The following is a 23803-nucleotide window of genomic DNA, read 5'->3' on the forward strand; positions in this document are numbered from 1 at the left end:
GGACTAGACCTCGTCCGGCGCCAGTTCGCGCAATCGGCCCTCGTGCAGTTCGAGCACGCGGTCGAGTCGACGCGCGAGGCTGCGGTCGTGCGTCACGAGTACAAGGCTGGTCCGCTGGTCCCGATTCAGGCCGAGCATCAGGTCGAACACGGTCGCCGCGGTCTTTTCGTCGAGATTGCCGGTGGGCTCGTCCCCCAGCACGCAGCCCGGGCGGTTCACCAGCGCGCGTGCAACCGCGGCACGCTGGCGCTCGCCGCCCGACAGCTCACCGGGCTTGTGACCCAGGCGATGCCCAAGGCCGACCGCTTCCAGCAGCGACTTCGCGCGCTCGCGCGCACCGGCGGTCGCAGTGCCACCCAGCATCACCGGCAGCATCACGTTCTCGAGCGCGGTGAATTCGGGCAGCAGGTGGTGGAACTGGTAGATGAAGCCGAGTGCGCCGTTGCGCAGTCGGCCGCGCTCCGCATCCGAAAGCGCGCTCATCTTCTTGCCATCGACGAAGACCTCGCCCGCGGTCGGCGTGTCGAGGCCGCCGAGCAGGTGCAGCAGCGTGCTCTTGCCCGCCCCGGACGCGCCGAGGATCGCGACGGTTTCGCCGCGGCGGACTTCGAGGTCGAGCCCATCGAACACCGGCGTGCGCAGCTTGCCTTCGGCATACGTCTTGCCGAGCGCCTGCGCGCGGATCACCACGTCGGAGCGCACGTCACTCATAGCGCAGTGCCTCCGCCGGCGGCGTGCGCGACGCGCGCCACGCGGGATACACGGTGGCGAGGAACGCCATCACCAGTGCGACGGCCGCGATGATCGTGACGTCGCTCGGTTGCATGTCGGTCGGCAGGCCGGTGATGTAGTAGACATCCTCGGGCAGCAGCTGCACGCCGAGCACGCGTTCGACGCCGTGCAGGATGTGTTCGAGGTTCAATGTCAGCGTGACGCCGAGCAGCACGCCGGCGACCGTGCCGATCACGCCGATCAACGTGCCCTGCACCATGAATACCTGCATGACGCCGCGCGGCGTGAGGCCCAGCGTGCGCATGATCGCGATGTCGGCCTGCTTGTCGGTGACCAGCATCACCTGCGACGACACGAGGTTGAACGCGCCCATCGCGATGATCAGCGACAGCAGGATCGCCATGATGGTCTTCTCCATCTTCAGCGCGCGGAACATGTTCGCGTTGTCGTCGGCCCAATTGCTGACGCGGTACGGGCCACCGAGCGACAGGGCGAGGTCGCGCGCAACTTCCGCGGCTTGGTCCATCTCGTAAAGGCGAAGACGGACGCCCGTCACGCCATCGCCCAAGCGCTGCACGCGTTGCAGGTCCTGCATCGAGGTGAACGCCATGCCGCGGTCGTATTCGTTGTAGCCCGCCTCGAAGATGCCGCTGATGTGGAAGCGCTTCATCTGCGGCACCGCGCCCATCGGCGTCGCGAGCGCTTCGGACGTGATCATCACCACGTCGTCTCCGACGCCTACGCCGAGCCACAGCGCGAGCTCGCGGCCGAGCACGATGTTGAACGAGCCGGGCTTCAGGTCATCGAGGCGGCCCTGCACCATCTTCGACGCGAGCACCGACACGTGGCGCTCCTGATCGGGGAGGATGCCGCGGACGATCGCGGGCTGCTTGCGCGGCCCCGACAGCAGCGTCTGCGCCTCGACGTAGGGCGCCGCACCGGCGACGCGCTTGTCGGCCAGCGCCTTGTTGACCGCGCGCGGCCAGTCCTCGATCGGATCGCCATAACCGCTGACCGTCGCGTGCGCGACCATCTGCAACATGCGGTCGCGGATCTCGCGCTGGAAACCGCTCATCACCGCCAGCGTGGTGATCAGCGCGGCGACGCCGAGCGCGATCCCGAGGATCGATGCGAGGGAGATGAACGAGATAAAGCCATTGCGGCGTTTGGCGCGCAGGTAGCGCAGGCCGATGGCGACGGGAATGGGCGTGAACATGCGAAGCCTGTTCCGGGGGGCGACTATGGTGCCACTGCCGCTGTCCCCGCGCGGGAAGGCCGCGTGAGGAGCCACAGGCGGAGTTCACGTCGGCTCGCCGCGCCCAGCACGTCGGGCCAGGCGACCGCGCGTTCGCGACGGCCATCGCGCGTCCACGCCAGGGCAGCGATCGGGCCCTGCCAGTCGACCTGCAGCGCTTCGATCGCAACGTCGTCGAGCCAAGCCGTGCCGTCTGCGCGGAGCACCAGGCGCTGCGATACGCGGCGGCGTTCTTTGCGCGCGAGCGCGAGCCCCCATGCGAAGCAAACGGGCGACGCGATCAGCGCCGTCCACGTGGGGAGGTCGGTGAGGAACATCCCCGCCGCGCCGACGACGCCAAGCGCCATCAGTGCAATCGACAGCGCCCGCGACGGGCGCAGCTCAAGGTGCAACGGCGGCGATGCGTTCGACGAGCGTCTGGAGGTCGTCATCGTCGAGGCGGTCGTGTCCGAGGAAGGCGCGCCAGAGCTTATCGTCCTCGACGACGAGCAGCCGTCGGAATGTTTCCCGTTCGAGGTCGGACGATGCCGCCCAGCGACGATCGAGCCAGCGCTCCAGCAACTGGTCGAGCTCGCGCATGCCGCGCCGGCAACGCCAGCGCAGCGCCTTCAGTTCGACGTCGTCGCTCACCGCAGGAACAGCCCGATCGCGATGTAGGCCCACAGCAGCCACAACACCACGCCGCCGGCGACGTACGACATGAACCGGTGCATGACGCGGTTGTAGCTCACGTGGATGGCGCTGTGCGCGATGCGCAGCGCGACGAACAGCCACGCGAGGGCGACGCTGGCCATGTCGACGCGATCGATGCGGTCCGCGACCACCAATGCGAGATAGAACAGCACCGGCAACTCGAACAGGTTGCGGAAATTGTCCGCCGCGCGGCTGTCCGTCAGCAGCGCCGCGGCCTGTGCGGACGTCGCGACCTTCTGCGGGTGAATGCGCTCGCGCTTCATCTGCGCGATGCGCATGGTGTACATGCGCCACCAGACGATGGCCGTGAGCACGACCATCGCGAAGCCGGGAAGGTAGATCGCGCGAACGTCCATGCGGTCGTGCGCTGCCGGGCGTCAGGCGCGACGCGCGAGCATCAGCTTCTTGATCTCGCCGATCGCGTGCGCCGGGTTCAACCCCTTGGGACACGTCCGCGCGCAGTTCATGATCGTGTGGCAGCGATACAGCTTGAACGGATCCTCGAGGTCGTCGAGGCGCGCGCCGGTGTCTTCATCGCGCGAGTCGATGATCCAGCGGTAGGCCTGCAACAGGATCGCCGGGCCGAGGTAGCGGTCGCCGTTCCACCAGTAGCTCGGGCAGCTGGTCGAGCAGCACGCGCAGAGGATGCATTCGTACAGGCCGTCGAGCTTCTTGCGGTCTTCCGGCGACTGCAGGCGCTCGCGATCGCTCGGCGTCGGGCTCTGCGTGCGGATCCACGGCTTGATCGACGCGTACTGCGCGTAGAAGTGCGTAAGGTCCGGGACGAGATCCTTCACCACCGGCATGTGCGGCAGCGGATAGATCGCGACCTCGCCAGTGCGGCAGTCGTCGATCGCCTTGGTGCAGGCCAGCGTGTTCGTGCCGTCGATGTTCATCGCGCACGAACCGCAGATGCCTTCGCGACACGAGCGACGGAACGTCAGCGTCGGGTCGATCTCGTTCTTGATCTTGATCAGCGCGTCCAGAACCATCGGACCGCACGCCGCGAGATCGACCTCGTATGTGTCGACCGTCGGGTTGCGCCCGTCGTCGGGATTCCATCGGTAGACCTTGAAGACCCGGGGCTGCTTCGCGCCGGACGCGGCGAAGTGGCGACCCTTCTGGATCTTCGAGTTCTTCGGGAGGGTGAATTCGGCCATGGTCGGGTCCGTTTCGTCCGCCGTTGACGGCGGACGCGAGGTCAGTAGACGCGCTTCTTCGGCGGAACCGGCGCGACGTCGTTGGTGAGCGTGTACGAGTGCACCGGGCGATAGTCGATGCGGGTGTTGCCCGCCTCGTCGATCCAGCACAGCGTGTGCTTCATCCAGGCATGGTCGTCGCGATCGGGGAAGTCCTCGCGCGCATGCGCGCCGCGGGACTCCTTGCGGTTCTCCGCCGACACGATCGTCACCAGCGCCTGGTCGAGCAGGTTCGCGAGTTCGAAGGTCTCGATGAGGTCGGAGTTCCAGACCAACGAACGATCGGTAACCCGCACGTCGGCGAACGATGCGTGGATCTCGCGCATCTTGCTGACGCCCTCGGCGAGCGTTTCGCCGGTGCGGAACACCGCGGCATCGGCCTGCATCGTGCGCTGCATGTTGTCGCGGATCACCGACGTCGGCGTGCCGCCGTTGGCGTTGCGGAGCGCGTCGAGGCGACCCAGCGCCTTGTCGCAGGCGTCGGCAGCCAGCGGCGCGTGCGAGGCGTCGGGTTTGATCGTCTCGGCGCAGCGGTTCGCCACCGCGCGGCCGAACACCACCAAGTCGAGCAACGAATTCGAACCCAGGCGATTCGCGCCGTGCACCGAAACGCAGGCGGCTTCGCCGATCGCGTACAGCCCGGGCACGACCGCGTCCGGATTACCGCCGCGCAGCTGCACGACTTCGCCATGGTAGTTGGTCGGAATGCCGCCCATGTTGTAGTGGACGGTCGGGATCACCGGGATCGGCTGCTTCTCGACATCGACGCCCGCGAAGATGCGCGCGGACTCGGCGATGCCCGGAAGTTTCTCGTGGATCACCTCGGGACCAAGGTGCGTGAGGTCGAGCAGGATGTGGTCCTTGTGCTCGCCCACGCCGCGGCCTTCGCGGATTTCCATCGTCATCGCGCGGCTGACCATGTCGCGCGGCGCGAGATCCTTCACGCTCGGCGCGTAGCGCTCCATGAAGCGCTCGCCCTGGCTGTTGCGCAGGATGCCGCCCTCGCCTCGCACGCCTTCGGTGATCAGGCAGCCGGCGCCGTAGATGCCGGTCGGATGGAACTGCACGAACTCCATGTCCTGCATCGCGAGGCCGGCACGCAGCGCCATGCCGCCGCCGTCGCCGGTGCAGGTGTGCGCTGACGTCGCCGAGAAGTACGCGCGGCCGTAGCCGCCCGTCGCGAGAACTGTGCCGTGCGAACGGAACAGGTGCAGCGTGCCGGCCGCCATGTCCAGCGCAAGAACGCCGCGGCACGCGCCGTCGGCATCCATGATCAGGTCGAGCGCGAAGTACTCGATGAAGAACTGCGCGTCGTGCGCCAGCGACTGCTGGTAGAGCGTGTGCAGGATCGCGTGGCCGGTACGGTCGGCAGCGGCGCAGGTGCGCTGCGCCGGTGGGCCCTCGCCGTAACGCGTGGTCATGCCGCCGAACGGCCGCTGGTAGATGCGGCCGTCTTCGGTGCGCGAGAACGGCACGCCGTAGTGCTCGAGCTCGACGATCGCCGGGATCGCCTCGCGGCACATGTATTCGATCGCGTCCTGGTCGCCCAGCCAGTCGCTGCCCTTCACCGTGTCGAAGAAGTGGTAGCGCCAGTCGTCCTCGCCCATGTTCGCCAGTGCGGCTGCGACGCCACCCTGCGCGGCGACGGTGTGCGAACGCGTCGGGAAGACCTTGGTGATGCAGGCGGTCTTCAGGCCCTTCTGGGCGAGGCCGAACGTGGCGCGCAGGCCGGCGCCACCGGCGCCGACGACGACCATGTCGAACTTGTGTTCCTGGATGGGATATGCGGCAGGCATCGAAAGATTCCGGGTCAGGCGCCGAGCATGACGCGCACGACGGCGAGGACGCTCGCAAGGCCCGCGATCCAGCACGCGAACACGATGAGCAGTTGCAACAGCGAATAGCGGACCGCCGTGTGGACGTAGTCCTCGACGATCACCTGCAGGCCGAGGCGGGCATGCCAGAAATTCGCGACGAGGAAGGCGATCAGCAGCGTGGCGTTGAGCGGATGGCCGACGCGCGCGCGCACCGTCGCGAAATCCGCACCGACCAGCGAGATCACCAGCCCGACCGCGTACAGCACGAGCAGCACCAGCGCGACGGCGGTGACACGCTGCACGAGGAAATGATGCGTGCCGTCCTTCGCCGAGCCGAGGCCACGCGCGACCTTCAGCGGATGGCGGAGCATGGGCGGGCGGCCACCTGCGTTGGTGCTCATGCGCCACCCCACTTCTGCATGGCGAGGATCCACACGATCGCGGTCAGCACCAGGCTGCCGATGATCGCGAGCCACGCGCTACGGGTGAACGACGGAACGGATGTGCCGACGCCCATGTCCTGCGACAGGTGGCGCAGCCCGCTGAGCAGGTGGAAGGCCAGCGCCCACGTCCAGCCGAACATGACGAGAAAGCCGAGCGGCGAACGCGCGGCGTGGGTGAAGGTCGCCCAGTGGTCGGCGCCCGCGGCGAGCGCGACGAGACCCCACGCCATGAGCAGGCTGCCGAGCGACAGGATCACGCCCGTCGCGCGGTGCAGGATCGAGCTGACCATCTGAACCTGCCAGCGATAGACCTGCAGGTGCGGGGACAACGGACGTTCGCGGTACGCCATGCGGGAGGTCTCGTTCGGATGCGGCGCGGCCGCGGGGTCGAGCGGGCGACGCTAGAAATCGATGCAGCGGCCGTCCTTTTCCCAGTCCCCGTAGCGCGTGGGCTCGGGACCGGGGCGACCGCCGACCTCGCGCGCACGTTCAGGCGCAGGCGTTGCGGGCAACGGCGAGGAGTCGGGACTCTCCGGCGTTTCCTGCGGGGTGTCGGAGGTCGCGTGGCCTATCATTCCAGCCGGAAATCTTATGTCCGGACCCCATGTCTGACAACCCGCAGTACGGTTCGCCGCGCCTGTTCGACCTGCCCGGATTGCGGGTTTTGCAGCTCGCAGGCCGCGATGCGCTTACGTTTGCGCAATCGCAGTTCATGAACGATGTGACGGCGCTGGCGGACGGCCAGTGGCACTGGAGCGGCTGGCTCGACCCGAAAGGCCGCGTGCATGCGCTGTTTGCGCTGCTGCGGATCGACGCGGAGACCGTCTGGCTGGCCACCGCCACCGACGCAGAGGCCTTAGCCACCGCGCTGCGCCGGTTCGTGTTCCGGAGCAAGGTGAAGATCGACGTCGCGGCGGTCCATGCGCAGGGCCGCCTGGCGCGGCCGGACGTCGCATCCGGCGGCGTGTCGGCACGCATCGGCGACGCGATCGAGCTGGATCTGTCCGGCGACGCCGGCGCACGGACGCTCACTCTCGCGCCCTCGCCCACCGTCGCTGCGACAAGCGACGAGGACGCAGCGTGGTCGCGCCTGGACATCGCGCACGGCTGGCCGTCCTTGCCCGGCGTCTCGCTGGAGCACTGGACGCCGCAGCAACTGTCGCTGCAACGCCTAGACGCCTTCAGCGTGAAGAAGGGCTGCTATCCAGGCCAGGAAATCGTCGCGCGCACGCATTTCCTCGGGCGCGCCAAACGTGGGCTCGCACGGTTGCGCGTCACATCCGGCGATGCGCACGCGGGTGAGTCGCTGACCGACGTCGACGGGCGTGACATCGGCCAGATCGTCGTCCTGCGCGGCCACGACGCGTTGGCCGTCGTGCCGCTCGAACCCGCGGATTCCGCACTGCGCCTGCGCGGCGAGGTCGTCGAGCGACTGCCGCTCGCGGACGGCCTGCAGCGCTGACGATCGCTGCAGGCGCTTGCGTCAACCCGTCGCCAGCGTGTCCGCCGCGGCGACGATGTCGTCGTCACCCGGGATGACCAGGAACGCCGCGCCCGCAAGCGGTGTGTACGTATCGACGCCGACCACCCGATGCAGCGGCGTCGCGCCCACGCCGCCTTCGGTAAGCGCGGTGATCACGCCCTCGCCCACGCCGGCGCTGCGACGACCTTCGTCGACCACGATGATCCGCTTGGCGTTCTTCGCCTGTTCGACGATGTACGCGTCGTTGAGCGGCACCAGCCAGCGCAGGTCGACGACCTTGGTCTTCCAACCGTGTGACTGCTCGATGCGGCGCGCGGCGCGCAGACTCATCGGCACGCCGTTGCCGTAACTGATGATGACGATATCGTCGCCGTCACCGTAGGTGCGGCCCTCGCCCAGCGTCATTGCTTCGCCGGGCGTCGGGAACGACGTCAGCCACTGGCCATCCCCGGCTTCGTACAGATCCTTGGTCATGTACAGCGCGATCGGCTCGAGGAAGATGCTGACGCGGCCGTCGACCTTCGCCAGCGCCATCAGCGTGCGCAGCATCGTCGCCGCGTCGTCGCCACGCGACGGGCAACCGACGATCAGCCCCGGAATGTCACGCAGCGCGCTGATCGAGTTGTCGTTGTGGAAATGCCCGCCGAAGCCGCGCTGGTAGCCGAGGCCCGCCATGCGCACGACCATCGGATTACGGTACTGGTCGTTGCTGAAGAACTGCAGGCTCGACGCCTCGCCGCGGATCTGGTCGCCGGCGTTGTGGAAGTACGCGAGGTACTGGATCTCGGGCACGGGCAGCATGCCCATGTTCGCGAAGCCCTGCGCGAGGCCGAAGATCATCGTCTCGTCGAGCAGCGTGTTGAACACGCGGCGCGGGCCGAAGGCCTTGTAGAGGCCCTTCGTCACCGTGTAGACGCCGCCCTTCTGCGCGACGTCCTCGCCGAACAGCAGCGTGTCGGGATACTTCGCGAACTGGTCGTGCAGCGCGTTGTTGATCTGGATCGCCAGATGGCGCGGCGGCTGGTTTTCCGGCAGCTTGGCTTCGCTGCCGAAGACCTCGATACGACGCTGTGCGTCCGGCGCGCGCTCGGCTTCGGCCTTCACCGCATCGGGCGTGTACGGCGCTAGCGGTGCGATCACGTCGGCGAGCGCTTCGAGCTTCGGTCGACGATCCGCTTCGTCGGCAGCCGCGAAACATTTGGCGCGCGTCGCCTCGTACAGCGCGAGCACTTCGTCCTTCGACATCAGACCCGACTCAAGTGCGATCGCGGCCGAACGCAGCAGCGGATCCGTCGCCTCGACGGCGCACAACTCTTCGATCGAACGCCACTCGATCTCGAAGTCGGTGCCGGCGTGACCCATGATCCGCGTGGTCTTCAGATGCAGAAACGTCGGGCGGCGCGTGCGTCGGCAGTGCTCGACTGCGCGCTGCACGTCGCCGTAGCCCGTCGCCAGATCAAGACCATCCGCGAAGAAGTAGTCGAGGCCCGGCATGTTCTGGAAGCGGTTCGCCACCCAGCCCGTCGGCGTCTTCACCGAAATGCCGATGCCGTTGTCCTCGCAGACGAACAGCACGGGCGCAGGCAGCTTCTGGTACGCCGTCCACGCCGCGGCATTGAACGCGGTCTGCGCGGTCGCGTGGTTCGACGAGGCATCGCCGAACGAGCAGATCGCAATGGAGTCGTCGGGAATCGGCAGCGCGTGGCCGATGCGACGACCGGTCTCGATCGCGACGGCGGTGCCCAGCGCCTTCGGCAGGTGCGACGCGATCGTCGACGTCTGCGGCAGCACCCACAACGGCTTGCTGCCCCACACCTTGTGGCGACCGCCGCTGGCCGGATCGTCCTTGCTCGCCGCGAAACTGAGCGCGGAGTCCATCACCGGATCCATGCCGGGCAGCTTGCGGAAGCGTTCGGCCATGAAGCCGCCGGAGCGGTAGTGCAGGAACGCGGGATCGGTGTGGCGCGTGGCGCGCGCGACCATCGCGTTGCCTTCGTGGCCGCTGCTGCCGATCGTGTAGAAGACCTTGTTCTGCACGCGCAGCACGCGCGCCATCAGGTCGAGATGGCGGCTGATCAGCTGCGATTCGAACAGCTCGCGGAAGCCGCGTGCATCGAGCGCGCTGCCGTCGAGGATCGCTTCGTCCGGCGCGGGTCGCGCATCGACACGCCCGTCCCACGCCTTCACGAATTCGGTGAAGTTGACGTCGCAGATCTCGGCGCGGTTGACGCCCTTCATTCGGGCGGGAATCGGGTTCGGCAGCGTGGCGGTCATGCGGTCATCCGGGCGGACCGGAGCCCGCCGTGCGTCGTGGAAAATCAGGTGGATTGCGCGATCAGCGCAGCGGCGCGGTCGTCGGGGTCGACCATCGCGACGAAACCCGGCGTCGCGCGTACGCGGGCGAGCCAAGCGCAAATCGCGGGATAGTTGTGGAGCGGCACGCCGCCATGCGGCGCGACATCGGTGTAGGCGAACAGTGCGATGTCGGCGATGCCGTAGTGGTCACCGGTGAACCAGTCGTGCGACGCGAGATGGCGTTCCATCACGCGGAGCGCTTCGTGCGAACGCTCGCGCAGGCGCGGCAGGTCGGCGCGACGCGGCGAATCCGCCGGCGTCCAGCCGCAGATGAAGCGCGCGACGGCGACGTAGGGTTCGTGGCTGTACTGCTCGAAGAACATCCAGCTCAACGCCTGTGCGCGCTGCCAGGCATCGGCGGGCAGGTACGACGTGCCCTCCGCGAGCCAGCACAGGATGGCGTTCGATTCGACGAGGATGCGGCCGTCGTCGAGCTCGAGCATCGGCACCTTGCCGTTCGCGTTCTTCGCCAGGTACTCGGGCGTGCGCGTCGCGCCGGTGCTGCTGTCGGTTTCGATCCAGCGATACGGCCGACCGAGCTGCTCCAGCAGCAGGCGCACCTTGTGGCAATTGCCGGAAGGCGAGAAGCCATAAACGGTGATCATGCGGCGACGCCCCGGCGTGCGCGCCACTGCTCGCGCGTCTGGCCCCAGATGTCGATGGCGAACTTGTCATGCGGCGGCTGGAACACGCCGCGACCGCGGTTCGTCGCACCGAGCCGCTTCGCCACGTTCTGAGATGCGGTGTTCGCGACGTCGATCGAATGGATGATCTCGTTCCAGCCGAGAACGTCGAACGCCCAGTCCATCGCCGTCGCGCAGGCTTCGGTCGCATAACCCTTGCCCCACGCGTCCGGATGCAGCGCGTAGCCGACCTCGGTGCCCGGCCAGCCGGCGGGTTGCCACGGACCGGCCTGGCCCATCCACAGTCCGCTCGACTTCTCTTCGATGGCGAACATCGCGAAGCCCTGGATCGCCCACGCGCCGGGCATCTGCAGGAAGCGTCGCCATGCGTCGCCGAGCACCAGCGGGCCGCCGATGTGGTGCGTCTCGGGCGCAGCGAACATCTGCGCGTAGCGCTCGAAATCCTCAGCGCGCCATTGACGCAGGATCAGGCGCTCGGTTTCGAGTCGCGGGCCGTGCTCCGACATCCTCGCTTCCTCTGCTGGGCGACGTCGTGCGTCGCGGGACGCTGCGATGGCGCCCGCGCGACGGGCGCCGAAGCGGAAACCGGCCCGAAGGCCGGTCCCGATGATCAGAACGCGTTGATGCCGGTGAGTTCGCGGCCGACCACCAACTGGTGCACGGTTTCCGTGCCCTCGTAGGTGATGACCGACTCGAGGTTCAGCGCGTGGCGGATCGCAGCGTGTTCAGTGGTGATGCCAGCGCCCCCGAGCAGGTCGCGACACTCGCGCGCGATGTCGATCGCCATGCGGCAGTTGTTCCACTTCGCCAGCGACACCTGCGTCGGCTGCATCGCGCCAGCATCCTTCAGGCGGCCGAGCTGCACGACGAGCAGCTGCGCCAGCGTGATGCGGCGCGCCATCTCGGCCATCTTGATCTGCGCACTCTGCGTCGCCGCAACCGGGCGGCCGAAGAGGATGCGTTCCTTGGTGTAGTTCACGACTTCGTCGAGGCAGGCGGTCGCGGCGCCGATCGGGCCCCAGGTGATGCCGTAGCGCGCCTGCGTCAGGCAGCCGAGCGGGCCCTTGAGGCCCTTCACGTTCGGTAGACGATTCGCCTCCGGCACGCGCACGTTGTCGAAATACAGCGCGCTGGTGACCGACGCGCGCAGCGACATCTTGTGCTTGATCTCCTGCGCGGCGAAACCGGGCATGCCCTTCTCGACGAGGAAACCCTGGATGCCGTCGTCGGTCTGCGCCCAGACGATCGCGATGTCGGCGAGGTTGCCGTTCGTGATCCACATCTTCGAGCCGTTGAGGACCCAGTCGCCGCCGTCGCGCTTGGCGTTGGTCTTCATGTTGGCCGGGTCGGAACCGCCGTGCGGTTCCGTCAGGCCGAAGCAGCCGATGACCTTGCCCGCCGCCATGTCCGGCAGCCAGCGCATGCGCTGCTCTTCCGAGCCGTAGGCGTAGATCGGGTACATGCACAGCGAGCTCTGCACCGAGACGAAGCTGCGGATGCCGCTGTCGCCGCGCTCGAGTTCCTGGCAGATCAGGCCGTAGCTGACCGCGTTGAGCTCCGCGCAACCGTACTTTTCCGGCAGCGACGAGCCCAGCAGGCCCAGCTCGGCGATTTCGGGCACCAGCTCGCGCGGGAAACGGCCCTGGTCGAACGCCTCGCCGATGATCGGGATCACGCGCTCGTCGGTGAAACGGGCGACGGTGTCCTGCACGGCCCGCTCTTCCTCGGACAGCAGCGAACGGACGTCGTAGAGGTCGTACGGATTCAGTGCCATGCGAGCGGTCGGACCTTGGGGCGATGGAGCCCGATATTGTAGGCCGCCGTCACAATCCTTCGACACCCCCGGCCCGACCGCCGGTGACCTCGCGCATGAAAAAGGGCCGGTCGCCCGGCCCTTTTCCTTGCTCCCACCCGACTGGATCAGCGCGTGGCGACCGTTGTCGCGGTCACGATGCGGCCGTCGACCACCGGCAGCTGCGCGCCCGGGCGCTCGTCCATGCGCACGGTGTGCTCGGCGCCCTGGTAGCGGTAGGTCACGTCGTAGCCGGCCACCTGCGTATCCGAACCGACGCGGATGCGGCTACCCGGGCGGCTGCTCATGCGCTGCGAACCCACGGTGCCATCCGGATTGCGGTAGGTGACGGTGTAGGCCACGGTGCGCGAGCTGCTGGAAGTGTCGCTGACCGTGTGGCACTGCTGTTCCGTGCGATTCACGACCTGCCCGCCCACGTGGTTGCGGTCGACGCGATTGCCCACGAAGCCGCCGCCCACCGCACCAGCGACCGTCGCGAGCTTGCGGCCGTTGCCGCTGCCGACCTGGTTGCCGACGAGGCCACCGATCAGCGCACCGGCGACGGTGCCGCCGACGTTGCCGTCGCGCTCCGGCATGCGCTCCTGCACGACCACGTCGTTGCAGACCTGGCGCGGCGTGCTGGTGGTGCTGGTTTCCTTGACCGGATCGACGTCGATCACCTGCGCATAGCGCGGCGACGTGGTGCGCACCGGGTCGACATCCACGACGTCCGCGTACTCGGCGCGCGGCGCATCGGCCATGGCGAGTTGCGGCGCGGTCGGCGCGATGCCCCGCGCGTCAGCCGATGCGTCGAGCTGCGTCGTACCGACGGCCTGCTGCGCAGGCTGCGCGGCGACCGCGTCGTCGGGATGATTCAAGGAACTGTAGGCCGCGACCGCGACGCCGCCGAGCAGCATCGAACCGAGAGCGACCGCGAGGATGTTCTTGTCCATGAGAGCCTCCGAGCCAGTTCGTTCTGGCATGGGTCGATTCGAGCACCGCGAAGCTGAACAACGACGGAGCGTGACCGGGTTTTAACGCAGTCCGTTCAGACGTCTACCGGCAGCGTGCTAGCGTCCGCAGATCGCGAGGTGACCATGGCCCGATTCCTTCTGAAACCATTGCTGCGCCGGGCGGAAAAGCTCCGTCATCCGACATTGTTCTGGATCACGGCGACGCTGTTCGTCCTCGACCTCCTCATTCCCGACTTCATTCCGTTCGCCGACGAAATCATTCTCGGCCTCGGCACGATGCTGCTCGCGAACTGGAAGGACCGCAGCAGGGACACGCTGCCGCCGCGATGATGCTGGTCGACAGCCATTCGCACATCGACGTTTCCGAGTTCGACGCCGACCGTGTGGAGGTGATTGCACGTGCGCGTTCCGCCGGCGTCACGCGGCAGATCGTTCCGGCCATCGAGGCGGCGACGTGGCCGGCGCTGCGCGACGTCTGCACGCAATCCGACGGGCTGTTCCCGGCGTATGGACTGCATCCCGTCTATCTGGATCGCCATGATGACGCGCACGTCGATGCGCTACGGCACTGGATCGAGAGCGAGCGGCCGGTGGCGATAGGCGAATGCGGGCTCGACTATTTCATCGACGGACTCGATCGTGATCGCCAGCGTTCGCTTTTCGACGCGCACCTTCGGCTCGCGCGTGACTTCGACCTGCCACTCGTCGTGCACGCACGGCATGCGGTGGACGACGTGATCTCGGCAGTGCGGCGCATCGGCGGGTTGCGTGGCGTCGTGCACAGCTTTTCCGGCAGCCGCCAGCAGGCCGAGATGCTGTGGGCGAACGGATTCCTCCTCGGGCTCGGCGGGCCGGTGACGTACGAGCGTGCGAATCGCCTGCGCACGCTGGCCGCGACGATGCCGATCGACCATCTGCTGCTCGAAACCGATTCGCCCGACCAGCCTGGCGCCGCGCAACGCGGGGGCCGCAACGAGCCCGCGCGCCTGCTCGACGTGCTGGAAACGATCGCGTCGCTTCGAAACCAGCCACCTGGCGACATCGCTGCCGCGACCACCGCGAACGCGGAGCGCCTGTTCCGGCTTACGCCGCAGGCTCCGCCTTCGTCTTGAGCAACATCTCGATGGCCTTGCCGGCCATTGCGAACGCGAAGGCGCCGGTAATGTGCGTCGCGGCACCGAGGCCTCCGCTGCAGTCCAGCTTCAGGCTTCCGTCGCCATCGCCGGCGCTCGGACGCAGGCCGCAGACGCTGCCGTCCGCCTGCGGATAACGCACGTTTTCCAGCGAATACACCGCGGGAACGCCGAAGTAGCGGTCCTTGTTGCGCGGGAAGTTGAAGTCCGCCCGAAGTTTCTTGCGTACCAGCGCGAGCATCGCGTCGTGCTCGGTGCGCGAGAGGTCGCGCACGCGCACCAGCGTGGGATCGGTGCGCCCGCCCGCCGAACCGCTGACGACGATCGGCAGCTTGCGACGGCGGCACCACGCGATCATCTCGACCTTGCTGCGGAAGCTGTCGCAGGCATCGATCACCAGGTCGAGGCCGACGTCGAGCTGATGCTCGAGGTTCTGCGCCGTGATGAACGCCGGCACCGGCTCGACGTCCATCAAGGGGCTGATGCGCTGGCAGCGCGCCGCCATTGCCGCGACCTTGGCGTGGCCGTAGGTGCCGTCCAGCGCAGGCAATTGCCGATTGGTGTTGGACACGCAGATGTCGTCGGCGTCGATCAGGCGCAGGTGACCGACGCCGGACCGCGACAGCGCTTCGGCAACCCACGAACCCACGCCGCCGAGTCCCACGATGGCGACGCGGCACGCGACGAGTCGGGCAAGGCTTCCAGTGCCGTAGAGGCGGTCGATACCGGCGAAGCGTTCCGTCCATGCCGGGTCGAGATGATGCGTCTGCATGCGCGCATTCTAGGCGTTGCCGGCGTGACGATCGGCCCCACGCGCGTGCGTGCTATGGTCCCGCGCACTCCGCGCAGACTCGAGGAAACAGGCCGATGTCCGACGTCAAAGCTTCGTCGCCGAATCCCGCCCGCCGCGGAAACGGCTCCCGTTATCTGTTCATGGCGCTGCTGGGCCTGGTGATCGGTGCGGTGGCCAGCGTGATGATCATGCGCGCGATCGATCAGCGCAAAGACCCGTATCCGGAAGCGGTGATGCACGTGATGGCCGCGCACATGCATTCGTTGAAGGATGCCGTCACGCAGAACCGCTGCGCCGCGACCGACGTCATTCCGCACCTGCAGGCGCTGCGCACGATGGCCAACGACATCGAACCGGCGTTCAAGGACATGCACGACGACGACAAGTTCGCGAAGTACGCGAGCGACCTGCGCGCGACGGTCGACGCCTCGCTGGCGACGCCGCCGCTGAACTGCCCGGGCGTACAGGCCGCGGCGGCGAAGATCGGCGAGGCGTGCGAGACCTGCCACAAGTACGTGCACGAATGATCAAGACGCGGACGACTGCGCGCTGAACGCGCGGTCGCCGTTTGATAACGCGTTCACTGCCGCGCTCCCAGCATCGATCGCGCATGGCGAAGGCCATCGTCCCGATCACGAATCACTGGAGCGCTCCATGAGTATTCAACTTCGTCTCACAGCCGTCGCGGCGGCCTCGCTGATCGCGCTGGCCGGCTGCGCCACCACCACGCCGACGTCGGGCTATGCGGGCTCGCCGCCCCCCGCCAACAGCTACGGCACCTGCTACGACTGCGGCGTGGTCACGCGCATCGAAGCCGTCGGCACCGGCACCGCACCGCGCTCCGGCGTGGCAGGCGGCGTCATTGGTGGCGTGGTCGGCGCTGCCGCGGGCCACGAGCTCACCAAGGACTCGAGCAACGACAAGCAGAACGTCGCGACGGTCGCAGGCGCAGTGGCCGGTGCGGCCGCCGGTGCCGCGATCGACCGTCACATGTCCACCGCCGGCACCAGCTACAACGTCTACGTCCGCATGAACGACGGTCGCACCACGGTCGTCAGCCAGACCGACCTGGGCGGCATCGCGGAAGGTTCGGCGGTTCGCGTCTACAACGGGCGCGCCTGGGTGCGCTGAGCGACCCACGTCGCAGTTCTGGAAACGGCTCCGGGATCCGGAGCCGTTTTCGTGTCCGGTATCTCGCACGCTTTCCGTTTGTTGCAGCGCGGCATGCATGGGGCTGACCGCGGGGTTAACGTCAGGACGTCCATCCGGACGTCCCTTCCCCCCGAGGTGCCTGAATGAACCGCCTGCCCCTGCTCGCCGCCGCCGGTAGCGTCCTGCTCGCCGGCCTCGCCCTGAACGCCGCCGACGCCTCGGTCCAGACCGCGCGGTTCAATCCGCTGCGCATCGCCGTGGTCGCGTCGACCGGGCAGTCGTCGTTCCTTGGCGCGGTGGACGTGGAAGTGACGAACACCAGCAATCGCACCGTGCGCATGCCGGCGTGGCAGCTGCCGTCGCAGTTCCTGCAGTCCGACCTGTTCAGCGTGACCCACGACGGCCGCGACGTGGCGTACGAAGGCCCGATGATCAAGCGCGGCCTGCCGCAGGCCGCGGACTTCATGGTGCTGCGCCCGGGTGAGACGGTCCGCACCAGCGTGGACCTCTCCGCGTTCTACGACCTGTCGAGCACCGGCGAGTACACCGTCACCTACAAGACGCCGCTGCAGCACGCCTCGCTGTCGAGCGGTGAAATGCTGATCGCGTCGAACGGCCTGCCGATGGTCGCGCAGAGCGCGTCGCTGAAGCTGTGGGTCGACGGCACCGACCAGCTCGGCGGCACGCGCGAGCTCAAGGCGCAGGCCAAGCCGAGCGCCGGGGCGACGGTCGTCAACGGCGTGTCCTACAAGAGCTGCACGACCAGCCAGATCAGCACGGCGGGCAGCGCGGTCAACGCGGCGCGCACCTACTCCGAGAACGCCAAGGGCTACCTCAATGGCGGCACGGTGGGCGCGCGCTACACGACGTGGTTCGGCGCCTACACCTCGTCGCGCTATTCGACCGCCCGCCAGCACTTCGTGAACATCGACAGCGCCATCGACCAGAGCGGCGGCCAGGTCACGATCAACTGCGGTTGCAACCAGAGCTACTACGCCTACGTCTACCCGACCCGCCCGTACGAGATCTTCGTGTGCCGCGCGTTCTGGTCGGCGCCGCTGACCGGCACGGACTCGAAGGGCGGCACGCTGATCCACGAGATGAGCCACTTCAACGTGACCGCAGCCACCGACGACCATGTCTACGGCCAGAGCGGCGCGAAGAGCCTCGCGGCGTCCAACCCCGACCAGGCCCTCGACAACGCGGACAACCACGAGTACTTCGCCGAGAACAACCCGTCGCAGAAGTAGGACTCCTCCCCCATGGGGAAGCAGGAAGCCCGGCTCCGGCCGGGCTTTCTTTTTGTCGCCGCCGCGCCGTGCAACGACGACCACGGCGACTGACGCAGAATGCGGCGATCCGCCTGGGAGGTGCCCGTGTCCGACATGTCCACGCTGTGGTTCGTCATCGCCGTCGTCCTCGTGATCGTCGGCATCGCAGGCACGGTGCTGCCCGCGCTGCCCGGCATTCCGCTGGTGTTCGGCGGCCTGCTACTGGCTGCGTGGGCCGATGGCTTCAAGCATGTCGGCGGATGGACCCTGGGCGTGCTCGCGGTGCTCACGCTCGCGTCGTTCGCGGTGGACCTGCTGGCGACGGCGATGGGCGCGAAACGGGTCGGCGCGAGCCGGCTGGCGCTGATCGGCGCCACGATCGGCACCTTCGCCGGCCTGTTCCTCGGCTTCGTGGGCATCTTCATCGGCCCGTTCGTGGGCGCGGTGGCGGGGGAACTGATCCATCGCCGCAAGCTCGAGGACATGGGCCACGCGACGAAAGTCGGCATCGGAACGTGGGTCGGGCTGCTGCTCGGGACGGTGCTGAAGCTGGTCATCGCGTTCGGCATGCTGGGGTTGTTCGCCGTGGTGTGGCTGGCGAACCGCTAGGCCGAGCGGCTTCACACCCGCTTGCGAAGCGGCCGTCCACAGTCGCGCCCCATGACATTTCGACTGACCTGGAGCCGCCGCCGCATGTTCTGGACGATCGCGATCACGGCGGTGGTGACCATCCTTGTGGTCGTCATCGCGATGAACTTCTCGACGCCGGAGAAGAAGCTCGAAAATCGCGTCATCCACAAATACGCAAGCACCGATCCGCAATTCCTGCGCGAGATGGGCGTGATGCTCGGCCCATCGATCGTGCCGGGCAACAAGGTGACGGTGCTGGAAGACGGCGACCAGATCTTCCCGGCGATGCTCGACGCCATTCGCGGCGCGAAGCGCACAATCACGTTCGAAACGTACATCTGGTGGTCCGGCGAGATCGCCGTGAAGTTCAGCCAGGCGCTGTGCGACAGCGCGAAATCCGGCGTCGAAGTGAACGTGACGGTCGACTGGGCCGGCAGCATCAAGATGGACAGCTCGATGCTGGAGGACATGCAGAAGTGCGGCGTGCGCATCGAGCGCTATCGCCCGCTGCACTGGTACAACCTCGGCCGCCTCAACAACCGCACGCACCGCAAGTTGCTGGTCGTCGACGGTACCGTCGCGTTCACCGGCGGCGTGGGCATCGGCGATCCGTGGCTCGGCCACGCGCAGGATCCGGACCACTGGCACGACCTGCACTTCCGCATCGAAGGCCCGGTGGTGTCGCAGGTGCAGGCCGCGTTCAACGACAACTGGATCAAGACGACCGGGCACGTGCTCAACGGCGACACCTATTTCCCGGCGGTGCAACCGGCAGGTGACATGCAGGCGCACATGTTCATCGCCTCGCCCGCCGGCGGCGCCGAAAGCATGCACCTGATGTTCCTGATGGCGATCGCCTCGGCCAAGACCAGCATCGACGTCGAGGCGGCCTATTTCATCCCGGACCCGCTGCTTCGCGACGCGCTGATGGCGGCGCGCAAGCGTGGCGTGCACGTACGCCTGCTGCTGCCGGGGCCGTACATCGACTCTGAAACCGTGCGCATCGCGACCAAGAAGGAATGGGGCCCGCTGCTGGCCGCCGGGGCGGAGATCCACCTCTACCAGCCGACGATGCTGCACGTGAAGCTGATGATCATCGACCGCTACATGGTGTCGGTCGGCTCCACCAACCTCGACCAGCGGTCCTTCCAGTTGAACGACGAGGCGAGCCTGAACGTCTACGATGCGGGCTTCGCCGAGACGATGACGCAGGTGTTCGAGCGCGACCTCCAGCACACCAAGCCGTACACCTACGCCATGTGGGCGTCGCGGCCGTGGAAGGAAAAGATGTCCGAACGCTTCATCGTCCCGATCAAGTCCCAGCTCTAGTTCGAGGGTCGTCGGGTGTCGATTCGCCGTGTTGCCGGCGTGCTGCTGGCGTGTTGCCTTGCCGTTGTTCCCGTTGTTTCGATCGCGCAGTCCGGATGGCTCGCGCAGGCCGCCGGCGTGGCGTCGGCGGTGCCGACCGCGGCAGACAACCAGGTCGCGGTCGCCGTTGCCGCGCGGCTTCGCGCGTTGCCCGACTACTCCAACGTCACCGTGACCGCGGCCGGCGGCGTCGTGCGGCTCGAAGGCTCGGTGGCGGGCGACGAAGAGCGCGCGCACGCGCAGCAGATCGCCGCACAGCAGCCGGGCGTGGCGCGTGTCGACAATCGCCTGCAGATCGCCGGCAGCATCGGTGTCCGCCTCAAGCTCGCTCTGCAGCAAGTCGGCGGCAAGCTGATCGGGTTGGTCGCGCGGCTGCCGTTGCTGCTCGTCGCGGCGGTGATCGTGCTGTTGGCGTGGTGGGTCGGGCGCGCGGTGAGCCGACGCATCCACCTGTCGCGCTTCAGTGCGAAGAACCCATACATCGATTCGCTGGTTGCGCGGCTGATCAACTGGATCATCCTGCTGATTGGCGTGCTGGTCGCGCTGGACCTGCTGGACGCCACCGCGATCGTCGGCGCGGTGCTCGGGTCGGCCGGCGTGGTCGGCATCGCGATCGGCTTCGCGTTCCGCGACATCGCGGAGAACTACGTCGCCGGCATCCTGCTGAGCCTGCGTCGCGGCTTCTCGCCGGGCGACCACATCCTCGTCGACAAGTACGACGGCAAGGTGGTCGCGCTCACGTCGCGCTCCACGCTGCTGATGACCTTCGACGGCGTGCAGGTGGCGGTGCCCAACGCGCTGGTCTTCAAGTCGGTGGTGAGCAACTACACCCAGAACACGAAGCGGCGCTTCGAGTTCACGATGGTGATCGATACCGCCGAATCGATCCGCGAAGCGCAGGAAACCGCGCTCGCCGAAGTGCGGAAGGTTGCCGGCGTGCTGGACGACCCCTCGCCTTCGTGGTCCGTCGACGGCTACATGGGCGGCGGCATCCAGCTCAAGTTTCAGGGCTGGGTGAACCAGCGCGAGAGCGACATGGGCAAGGTGCGCAGCGAAGCGATCCGCGCGGTCAAGGCCGCGTTCGAGAAGGCGCAGATCGACGGCCCGCGCCCCGTGCAGTACATGTTCACCGCACCGCTGCCGCCGTCGGTCGCGCACCGCATCGGCATGGAAGTGGTCACGCCGCCGCAGACCGAGCCGGAAGGTAGTGGCGACACCTCGGTGAACCGCGACATCGACGCCCAGGTGGTCGCCCAGCGCGCCGCGCACGACGACGAAAACCTGATCTGACCGCGCGTCGGCACGCGCGGGCTTTTCACGCGCACCGTCGAAGCGAAGCGCAGGCTGTGCGACAGACCGGATCCACACTGGCGTCAAGGAGGACACCATGCAACTTCGACGCATCCTCTCGCTCGATGGCGGCGGCATCCGCGGTCTCGTCAGTTGTCGATGGCTGGCCGGCGTCGATGCCGCGCTCGCCGCAGCTGGCAAATCGCATATCCCCGGAACCTTCGACCTGGTCGCCGGAAGTTCCACGGGTGGCCTGATCGCGTGCGGCCTCGCCCTCGGACGATCGCCGGACACGCTTGCCGAGCTGTATCGCGCGCGACGCCACGAAATCTTTCCGGGAATCGCGAGCCGGCTGTGGTCGCGCGCCGGACGGTTCTTCACCGACGGGCCGTCCGCGCCGCGCTACGACGGACGTGGCCTCGAAAAGGTGCTGGCCGACGTGTTCGGCGACGCGCGCCTTGGCGACTGCACGGTCAAGACGCTGGTGACCAGCTACGACGTGATCAATCGCAAGCCGGTCATCTTCAAGAGCTTCAAACCCGAACACGCCGACGTGCGCGTGCGCGACGTCTGCCGCGCGACCACCGCCGCGCCCACGTATTTCCCGGCGCATCCGCTGCGCGTCGAAGGCCGCGACTGCGCGCTGATCGACGGCGGCATCGTCGCCAACAACCCCACGGCCTGCGCCGTCGCCGAAGCGCTGCGCAAGGACGAAACCGTCGACTGCTCGCGCGACCTGATCGTCGTGTCGGTCGGCACCGGCGAACGCACGCGCACCATCGACCTGCGCTCGGCACGCGAATGGGGCGCGCTGGAATGGGCGGTGCCGATCATCGACGTGCTGTTCGACGGCAACGCCGAATCGGTCGACTACATCGCGCAATTCATCGTCGGCGACGCGTACTACCGCCTGCAGACGCCGCTGACGATCGGTCTCGACGACCTGGACGACGTCAGCGACACCAACATCAATGCACTGGAAACGCTGGCGAAGGGCTACCTCGCGCAGCCGGCGACGCAGAAGATGCTCGCCGCCCTCGCCCATCGCCTCTAGTCCGGAGCAGCGAACCGCATCCCCGCAGTCGAGCGATATGCAGGCTCACGGAGCGCTGCGGTGCCGGGTGCGGCTTTTGCGACCCAAGGGCTACCGGCTCCAGACCACGATGCCCGGCGAGACCGGGCATCGAGTCCACATCAGGCCGGTTCAACCACCACCGGAATCTTGCCGATACGCGCCTGCCATTCGCGCGGGCCGGTGGCGTGCACGGACGTGCCGTTCGAATCGACCGCGACGGTCACCGGCATGTCCTGCACGGTGAACTCGTAGATGGCCTCCATGCCGAGATCTTCGAACGCGACCACGCGCGAGGCCTTGATCGCCTTCGATACGAGGTACGCCGCGCCGCCGACCGCCATCAGGTACGCCGACCGGTGCTTGCGGATCGCCTCGATCGCGACCGGTCCGCGCTCGGCCTTGCCGACCATGCCGAGCAGGCCGGTTTCGGCGAGGACCTGTTCGGTGAACTTGTCCATGCGCGTCGCGGTGGTGGGGCCCGCAGGGCCGACGACTTCATCGCGCACCGGGTCGACCGGACCGACGTAGTAGATGAAGCGCCCCGCGAGGTCCACCGGAAGCCGCTCGCCGCGATTGAGCATGTCGACGATGCGCTTGTGCGCGGCGTCGCGACCGGTGAGCAGCCTGCCGTTGAGCAGCAGCACTTCGCCCGGCTTCCAGCTGGCGACGTCCTCGCGCGTGATGGTGTCGAGGTCCACGCGACGGCCCGCGCTCGCGTCGTAAGTGAGCTTCGGCCAGTCCTCGAGCGACGGCGGATCGAGCTGCACCGCGCCGCTGCCGTCGAGCACGAAATGCGCATGTCGCGTAGCCGCGCAGTTCGGAATGATCGCCACCGGCAGGTTCGCCGCGTGCGTCGGGTAATCCTTGATCTTGACGTCGAGCACCGTCGTCAAACCGCCCAGGCCCTGCGCGCCGATGCCGAGCGCGTTGACCTTGTCGTACAGCTCCAGGCGCAGCTCTTCGATGCGATTGCTCGGTCCGCGCGCCATGAGGTCCTGGATGTCGACCGGCTCCATCAGCACTTCCTTCGCCAGCTGCATCGCCTTCTCGGCGGTGCCGCCGATGCCGATGCCGAGCATGCCCGGCGGGCACCAGCCCGCGCCCATGGTCGGAACGGTCTTGAGCACCCAGTCGACGATGGAATCCGAAGGGTTGAGCATCGCGAACTTCGACTTCGCTTCCGAACCACCGCCCTTCGCCGCGACGGTGACATGCACGGTGTTGCCCGGCACCAGCTTGGTGTGGATCACCGCCGGCGTGTTGTCGCGCGTGTTGCTGCGCCTGCCTGCGGGGTCGGCGAGCACGCTCGCGCGCAGCACGTTGTCCGGATCGAGGTACGCGCGGCGCACGCCTTCGTTGACCATATCCTCGACGCTCATGGTCGCGCCGTCCCAGCGCACGTCCATGCCGACGTCGAGGAACACGGTGACGATGCCGGTGTCCTGGCAGATCGGTCGACGTCCTTCGGCGCACATACGCGAGTTGATGAGGATCTGCGCCATCGCATCGCGCGCCGCCGGCGACTGCTCGCGCTCGTACGCGGCGGTCAGCGCCTTGATGTAGTCGACCGGGTGGTAGTAGCTGATGTACTGCAGCGCGTCGGCTACGGACTGGATCAGGTCGTCCTGGCGGATGACGACGGGCGCGGACGGAGCGAATTGAGCGGTCTGGGCGGACACGGCAGGCACGGCGATGGGGAAGCCG

27 protein-coding genes are annotated in these 23803 nt (G+C 67.6%); 10 read left to right on the plus strand and 17 right to left on the minus strand.

The genetic code is table 11. The features are described from left to right. Positions 1–3 precede the first annotated feature (3 nt). From lolD to ACKTTN_RS09720, 10 genes are read right to left on the minus strand one after another with little or no spacing between them, the layout of a single operon-like run. Positions 4–711 (minus strand): lipoprotein-releasing ABC transporter ATP-binding protein LolD, encoded by a 708-nt coding sequence (gene lolD, locus ACKTTN_RS09675; RefSeq protein WP_407909633.1) that lies wholly within the window; start codon positions 709–711, stop codon positions 4–6. Further along, entirely contained in the window at positions 704–1948 is a 1245-nt protein-coding gene (locus ACKTTN_RS09680) for a lipoprotein-releasing ABC transporter permease subunit (protein WP_407909634.1), read from the minus strand. Before ACKTTN_RS09680 ends, lolD begins: the two co-directional genes overlap by 8 nt. A gap of 23 nt (positions 1949–1971) precedes the next feature. Beyond that, a complete protein-coding gene (locus ACKTTN_RS09685) occupies positions 1972–2418 on the minus strand; it encodes a hypothetical protein (RefSeq protein ID WP_407909635.1) in 447 nt (148 codons plus the stop codon). Further along, positions 2369–2617: an FAD assembly factor SdhE gene (locus tag ACKTTN_RS09690; protein ID WP_407909636.1), complete on the minus strand. Its 249-nt coding sequence runs from the start codon at positions 2615–2617 to the stop codon at positions 2369–2371. Before ACKTTN_RS09690 ends, ACKTTN_RS09685 begins: the two co-directional genes overlap by 50 nt. Further along, positions 2614–3036, minus strand: coding sequence for an MAPEG family protein (locus ACKTTN_RS09695; protein WP_407909637.1), 423 nt, complete (start codon positions 3034–3036; stop codon positions 2614–2616). The genes ACKTTN_RS09690 and ACKTTN_RS09695 overlap by 4 nt, the downstream gene beginning before the upstream one ends. A 21-nt stretch (positions 3037–3057) precedes the next feature. Further along, positions 3058–3840 (minus strand): succinate dehydrogenase iron-sulfur subunit, encoded by a 783-nt coding sequence (locus ACKTTN_RS09700; protein WP_407909638.1) that lies wholly within the window; start codon positions 3838–3840, stop codon positions 3058–3060. Positions 3841–3881: 41 nt separating this feature from the next. Next, positions 3882–5675 (minus strand): succinate dehydrogenase flavoprotein subunit, encoded by a 1794-nt coding sequence (gene sdhA, locus ACKTTN_RS09705; RefSeq protein WP_407909639.1) that lies wholly within the window; start codon positions 5673–5675, stop codon positions 3882–3884. Positions 5676–5689: 14 nt separating this feature from the next. Further along, on the minus strand, positions 5690–6097 hold the full coding sequence (gene sdhD / locus ACKTTN_RS09710; protein WP_407909640.1) for a succinate dehydrogenase, hydrophobic membrane anchor protein: 408 nt from the start codon (positions 6095–6097) through the stop codon (positions 5690–5692). Then, the gene (gene sdhC, locus ACKTTN_RS09715) at positions 6094–6489 is read right to left on the minus strand and encodes a succinate dehydrogenase, cytochrome b556 subunit (protein ID WP_407909641.1); all 396 of its coding nucleotides are present in this window, start codon (positions 6487–6489) and stop codon (positions 6094–6096) included. Before sdhC ends, sdhD begins: the two co-directional genes overlap by 4 nt. Before the next feature lie 51 nt (positions 6490–6540). Then, on the minus strand, positions 6541–6714 hold the full coding sequence (locus ACKTTN_RS09720; protein WP_407909642.1) for a DUF1674 domain-containing protein: 174 nt from the start codon (positions 6712–6714) through the stop codon (positions 6541–6543). 29 nt (positions 6715–6743) lie between these two features. Between ACKTTN_RS09720 and ygfZ the strand changes: the two genes are divergently transcribed. After that, positions 6744–7601: a CAF17-like 4Fe-4S cluster assembly/insertion protein YgfZ gene (ygfZ, locus tag ACKTTN_RS09725; protein WP_407909643.1), complete on the plus strand. Its 858-nt coding sequence runs from the start codon at positions 6744–6746 to the stop codon at positions 7599–7601. A gap of 21 nt (positions 7602–7622) precedes the next feature. Here ygfZ and ACKTTN_RS09730 read toward each other — a convergent pair whose 3' ends face one another. From ACKTTN_RS09730 to ACKTTN_RS09750, 5 genes are all read right to left on the minus strand, one after another. Then, on the minus strand, positions 7623–9896 hold the full coding sequence (locus tag ACKTTN_RS09730; RefSeq protein ID WP_407909644.1) for a thiamine pyrophosphate-dependent enzyme: 2274 nt from the start codon (positions 9894–9896) through the stop codon (positions 7623–7625). A gap of 44 nt (positions 9897–9940) precedes the next feature. Next, complete coding sequence (locus ACKTTN_RS09735) at positions 9941–10582, minus strand: glutathione S-transferase family protein (protein ID WP_407909645.1); 642 nt, start codon at positions 10580–10582, stop codon at positions 9941–9943. Then, positions 10579–11127 (minus strand): GNAT family N-acetyltransferase, encoded by a 549-nt coding sequence (locus tag ACKTTN_RS09740; RefSeq protein ID WP_407909646.1) that lies wholly within the window; start codon positions 11125–11127, stop codon positions 10579–10581. Before ACKTTN_RS09740 ends, ACKTTN_RS09735 begins: the two co-directional genes overlap by 4 nt. 104 nt (positions 11128–11231) lie before the next feature. Beyond that, a complete protein-coding gene (locus tag ACKTTN_RS09745; protein WP_407909647.1) occupies positions 11232–12395 on the minus strand; it encodes an acyl-CoA dehydrogenase family protein in 1164 nt (387 codons plus the stop codon). A 146-nt stretch (positions 12396–12541) separates the two neighbouring features. Next, complete coding sequence (locus ACKTTN_RS09750) at positions 12542–13366, minus strand: glycine zipper 2TM domain-containing protein (protein WP_407909648.1); 825 nt, start codon at positions 13364–13366, stop codon at positions 12542–12544. Between the two features lie 144 nt (positions 13367–13510). On the opposite strand from ACKTTN_RS09750, the gene ACKTTN_RS09755 reads away from it, so the two are divergent. Together ACKTTN_RS09755 and ACKTTN_RS09760 are read left to right on the plus strand one after the other, a co-directional pair. Further along, positions 13511–13717, plus strand: coding sequence for a DUF6116 family protein (locus tag ACKTTN_RS09755; RefSeq protein ID WP_407909649.1), 207 nt, complete (start codon positions 13511–13513; stop codon positions 13715–13717). Beyond that, positions 13714–14499, plus strand: a complete 786-nt coding sequence (locus ACKTTN_RS09760) for a TatD family hydrolase (RefSeq protein ID WP_407909650.1) — start codon at positions 13714–13716, stop codon at positions 14497–14499. The genes ACKTTN_RS09755 and ACKTTN_RS09760 overlap by 4 nt, the downstream gene beginning before the upstream one ends. Here the strand turns inward: ACKTTN_RS09760 and ACKTTN_RS09765 are convergent. After that, the gene (locus tag ACKTTN_RS09765) at positions 14471–15292 is read right to left on the minus strand and encodes a tRNA threonylcarbamoyladenosine dehydratase (protein WP_407909651.1); all 822 of its coding nucleotides are present in this window, start codon (positions 15290–15292) and stop codon (positions 14471–14473) included. The genes ACKTTN_RS09760 and ACKTTN_RS09765 overlap by 29 nt on opposite strands. A gap of 95 nt (positions 15293–15387) precedes the next feature. On the opposite strand from ACKTTN_RS09765, the gene ACKTTN_RS09770 reads away from it, so the two are divergent. The 7 genes from ACKTTN_RS09770 to ACKTTN_RS09800 all read left to right on the plus strand — a co-directional run bounded on the left by ACKTTN_RS09770 (position 15388) and on the right by ACKTTN_RS09800 (position 22078). After that, positions 15388–15840, plus strand: coding sequence for a hypothetical protein (locus tag ACKTTN_RS09770; protein WP_407909652.1), 453 nt, complete (start codon positions 15388–15390; stop codon positions 15838–15840). 127 nt (positions 15841–15967) lie between these two features. Continuing rightward, a complete protein-coding gene (locus tag ACKTTN_RS09775; protein ID WP_407909653.1) occupies positions 15968–16444 on the plus strand; it encodes a peptidoglycan-associated outer membrane lipoprotein precursor in 477 nt (158 codons plus the stop codon). Positions 16445–16608: 164 nt separating this feature from the next. After that, entirely contained in the window at positions 16609–17715 is a 1107-nt protein-coding gene (locus tag ACKTTN_RS09780; protein WP_407909654.1) for a M35 family metallo-endopeptidase, read from the plus strand. Between the two features lie 135 nt (positions 17716–17850). Next, entirely contained in the window at positions 17851–18345 is a 495-nt protein-coding gene (locus ACKTTN_RS09785) for a DUF456 domain-containing protein (RefSeq protein ID WP_407910060.1), read from the plus strand. Between the two features lie 84 nt (positions 18346–18429). Further along, positions 18430–19695 (plus strand): phospholipase D-like domain-containing protein, encoded by a 1266-nt coding sequence (locus ACKTTN_RS09790; RefSeq protein ID WP_407910061.1) that lies wholly within the window; start codon positions 18430–18432, stop codon positions 19693–19695. Positions 19696–19710: 15 nt separating this feature from the next. Further along, positions 19711–21024 (plus strand): mechanosensitive ion channel family protein, encoded by a 1314-nt coding sequence (locus tag ACKTTN_RS09795; protein ID WP_407909655.1) that lies wholly within the window; start codon positions 19711–19713, stop codon positions 21022–21024. A 97-nt stretch (positions 21025–21121) separates the two neighbouring features. Beyond that, positions 21122–22078, plus strand: a complete 957-nt coding sequence (locus ACKTTN_RS09800) for a patatin-like phospholipase family protein (RefSeq protein ID WP_407909656.1) — start codon at positions 21122–21124, stop codon at positions 22076–22078. 140 nt (positions 22079–22218) lie between these two features. Here ACKTTN_RS09800 and ACKTTN_RS09805 read toward each other — a convergent pair whose 3' ends face one another. Continuing rightward, a complete protein-coding gene (locus tag ACKTTN_RS09805) occupies positions 22219–23778 on the minus strand; it encodes a fumarate hydratase (protein WP_407909657.1) in 1560 nt (519 codons plus the stop codon). Positions 23779–23803: the final 25 nt, after the last annotated feature.

Origin of the sequence: Lysobacter claricitrinus, assembly GCF_045866565.1 — a bacterium.
GTDB lineage: Bacteria > Pseudomonadota > Gammaproteobacteria > Xanthomonadales > Xanthomonadaceae > Cognatilysobacter > Cognatilysobacter claricitrinus.

What these genes read in the sequence shown, in the direction of transcription:
- lolD (WP_407909633.1), bottom strand. Translation starts at nt 711, where the DNA reads ATGAGTGACGTGCGCTCCGACGTGGTGATCCGCGCGCAGGCGCTCGGC.
- ACKTTN_RS09680 (WP_407909634.1), bottom strand. Translation starts at nt 1,948, where the DNA reads ATGTTCACGCCCATTCCCGTCGCCATCGGCCTGCGCTACCTGCGCGCC.
- ACKTTN_RS09685 (WP_407909635.1), bottom strand. Translation starts at nt 2,418, where the DNA reads ATGACGACCTCCAGACGCTCGTCGAACGCATCGCCGCCGTTGCACCTT.
- ACKTTN_RS09695 (WP_407909637.1), bottom strand. Translation starts at nt 3,036, where the DNA reads ATGGACGTTCGCGCGATCTACCTTCCCGGCTTCGCGATGGTCGTGCTC.
- ACKTTN_RS09700 (WP_407909638.1), bottom strand. Translation starts at nt 3,840, where the DNA reads ATGGCCGAATTCACCCTCCCGAAGAACTCGAAGATCCAGAAGGGTCGC.
- sdhA (WP_407909639.1), bottom strand. Translation starts at nt 5,675, where the DNA reads ATGCCTGCCGCATATCCCATCCAGGAACACAAGTTCGACATGGTCGTC.
- sdhD (WP_407909640.1), bottom strand. Translation starts at nt 6,097, where the DNA reads ATGAGCACCAACGCAGGTGGCCGCCCGCCCATGCTCCGCCATCCGCTG.
- sdhC (WP_407909641.1), bottom strand. Translation starts at nt 6,489, where the DNA reads ATGGCGTACCGCGAACGTCCGTTGTCCCCGCACCTGCAGGTCTATCGC.
- ACKTTN_RS09720 (WP_407909642.1), bottom strand. Translation starts at nt 6,714, where the DNA reads ATGATAGGCCACGCGACCTCCGACACCCCGCAGGAAACGCCGGAGAGT.
- ygfZ (WP_407909643.1), top strand. Translation starts at nt 6,744, where the DNA reads ATGTCTGACAACCCGCAGTACGGTTCGCCGCGCCTGTTCGACCTGCCC.
- ACKTTN_RS09730 (WP_407909644.1), bottom strand. Translation starts at nt 9,896, where the DNA reads ATGACCGCCACGCTGCCGAACCCGATTCCCGCCCGAATGAAGGGCGTC.
- ACKTTN_RS09735 (WP_407909645.1), bottom strand. Translation starts at nt 10,582, where the DNA reads ATGATCACCGTTTATGGCTTCTCGCCTTCCGGCAATTGCCACAAGGTG.
- ACKTTN_RS09740 (WP_407909646.1), bottom strand. Translation starts at nt 11,127, where the DNA reads ATGTCGGAGCACGGCCCGCGACTCGAAACCGAGCGCCTGATCCTGCGT.
- ACKTTN_RS09745 (WP_407909647.1), bottom strand. Translation starts at nt 12,395, where the DNA reads ATGGCACTGAATCCGTACGACCTCTACGACGTCCGTTCGCTGCTGTCC.
- ACKTTN_RS09750 (WP_407909648.1), bottom strand. Translation starts at nt 13,366, where the DNA reads ATGGACAAGAACATCCTCGCGGTCGCTCTCGGTTCGATGCTGCTCGGC.
- ACKTTN_RS09755 (WP_407909649.1), top strand. Translation starts at nt 13,511, where the DNA reads ATGGCCCGATTCCTTCTGAAACCATTGCTGCGCCGGGCGGAAAAGCTC.
- ACKTTN_RS09760 (WP_407909650.1), top strand. Translation starts at nt 13,714, where the DNA reads ATGATGCTGGTCGACAGCCATTCGCACATCGACGTTTCCGAGTTCGAC.
- ACKTTN_RS09765 (WP_407909651.1), bottom strand. Translation starts at nt 15,292, where the DNA reads ATGCAGACGCATCATCTCGACCCGGCATGGACGGAACGCTTCGCCGGT.
- ACKTTN_RS09770 (WP_407909652.1), top strand. Translation starts at nt 15,388, where the DNA reads ATGTCCGACGTCAAAGCTTCGTCGCCGAATCCCGCCCGCCGCGGAAAC.
- ACKTTN_RS09775 (WP_407909653.1), top strand. Translation starts at nt 15,968, where the DNA reads ATGAGTATTCAACTTCGTCTCACAGCCGTCGCGGCGGCCTCGCTGATC.
- ACKTTN_RS09780 (WP_407909654.1), top strand. Translation starts at nt 16,609, where the DNA reads ATGAACCGCCTGCCCCTGCTCGCCGCCGCCGGTAGCGTCCTGCTCGCC.
- ACKTTN_RS09785 (WP_407910060.1), top strand. Translation starts at nt 17,851, where the DNA reads ATGTCCACGCTGTGGTTCGTCATCGCCGTCGTCCTCGTGATCGTCGGC.
- ACKTTN_RS09790 (WP_407910061.1), top strand. Translation starts at nt 18,430, where the DNA reads ATGTTCTGGACGATCGCGATCACGGCGGTGGTGACCATCCTTGTGGTC.
- ACKTTN_RS09800 (WP_407909656.1), top strand. Translation starts at nt 21,122, where the DNA reads ATGCAACTTCGACGCATCCTCTCGCTCGATGGCGGCGGCATCCGCGGT.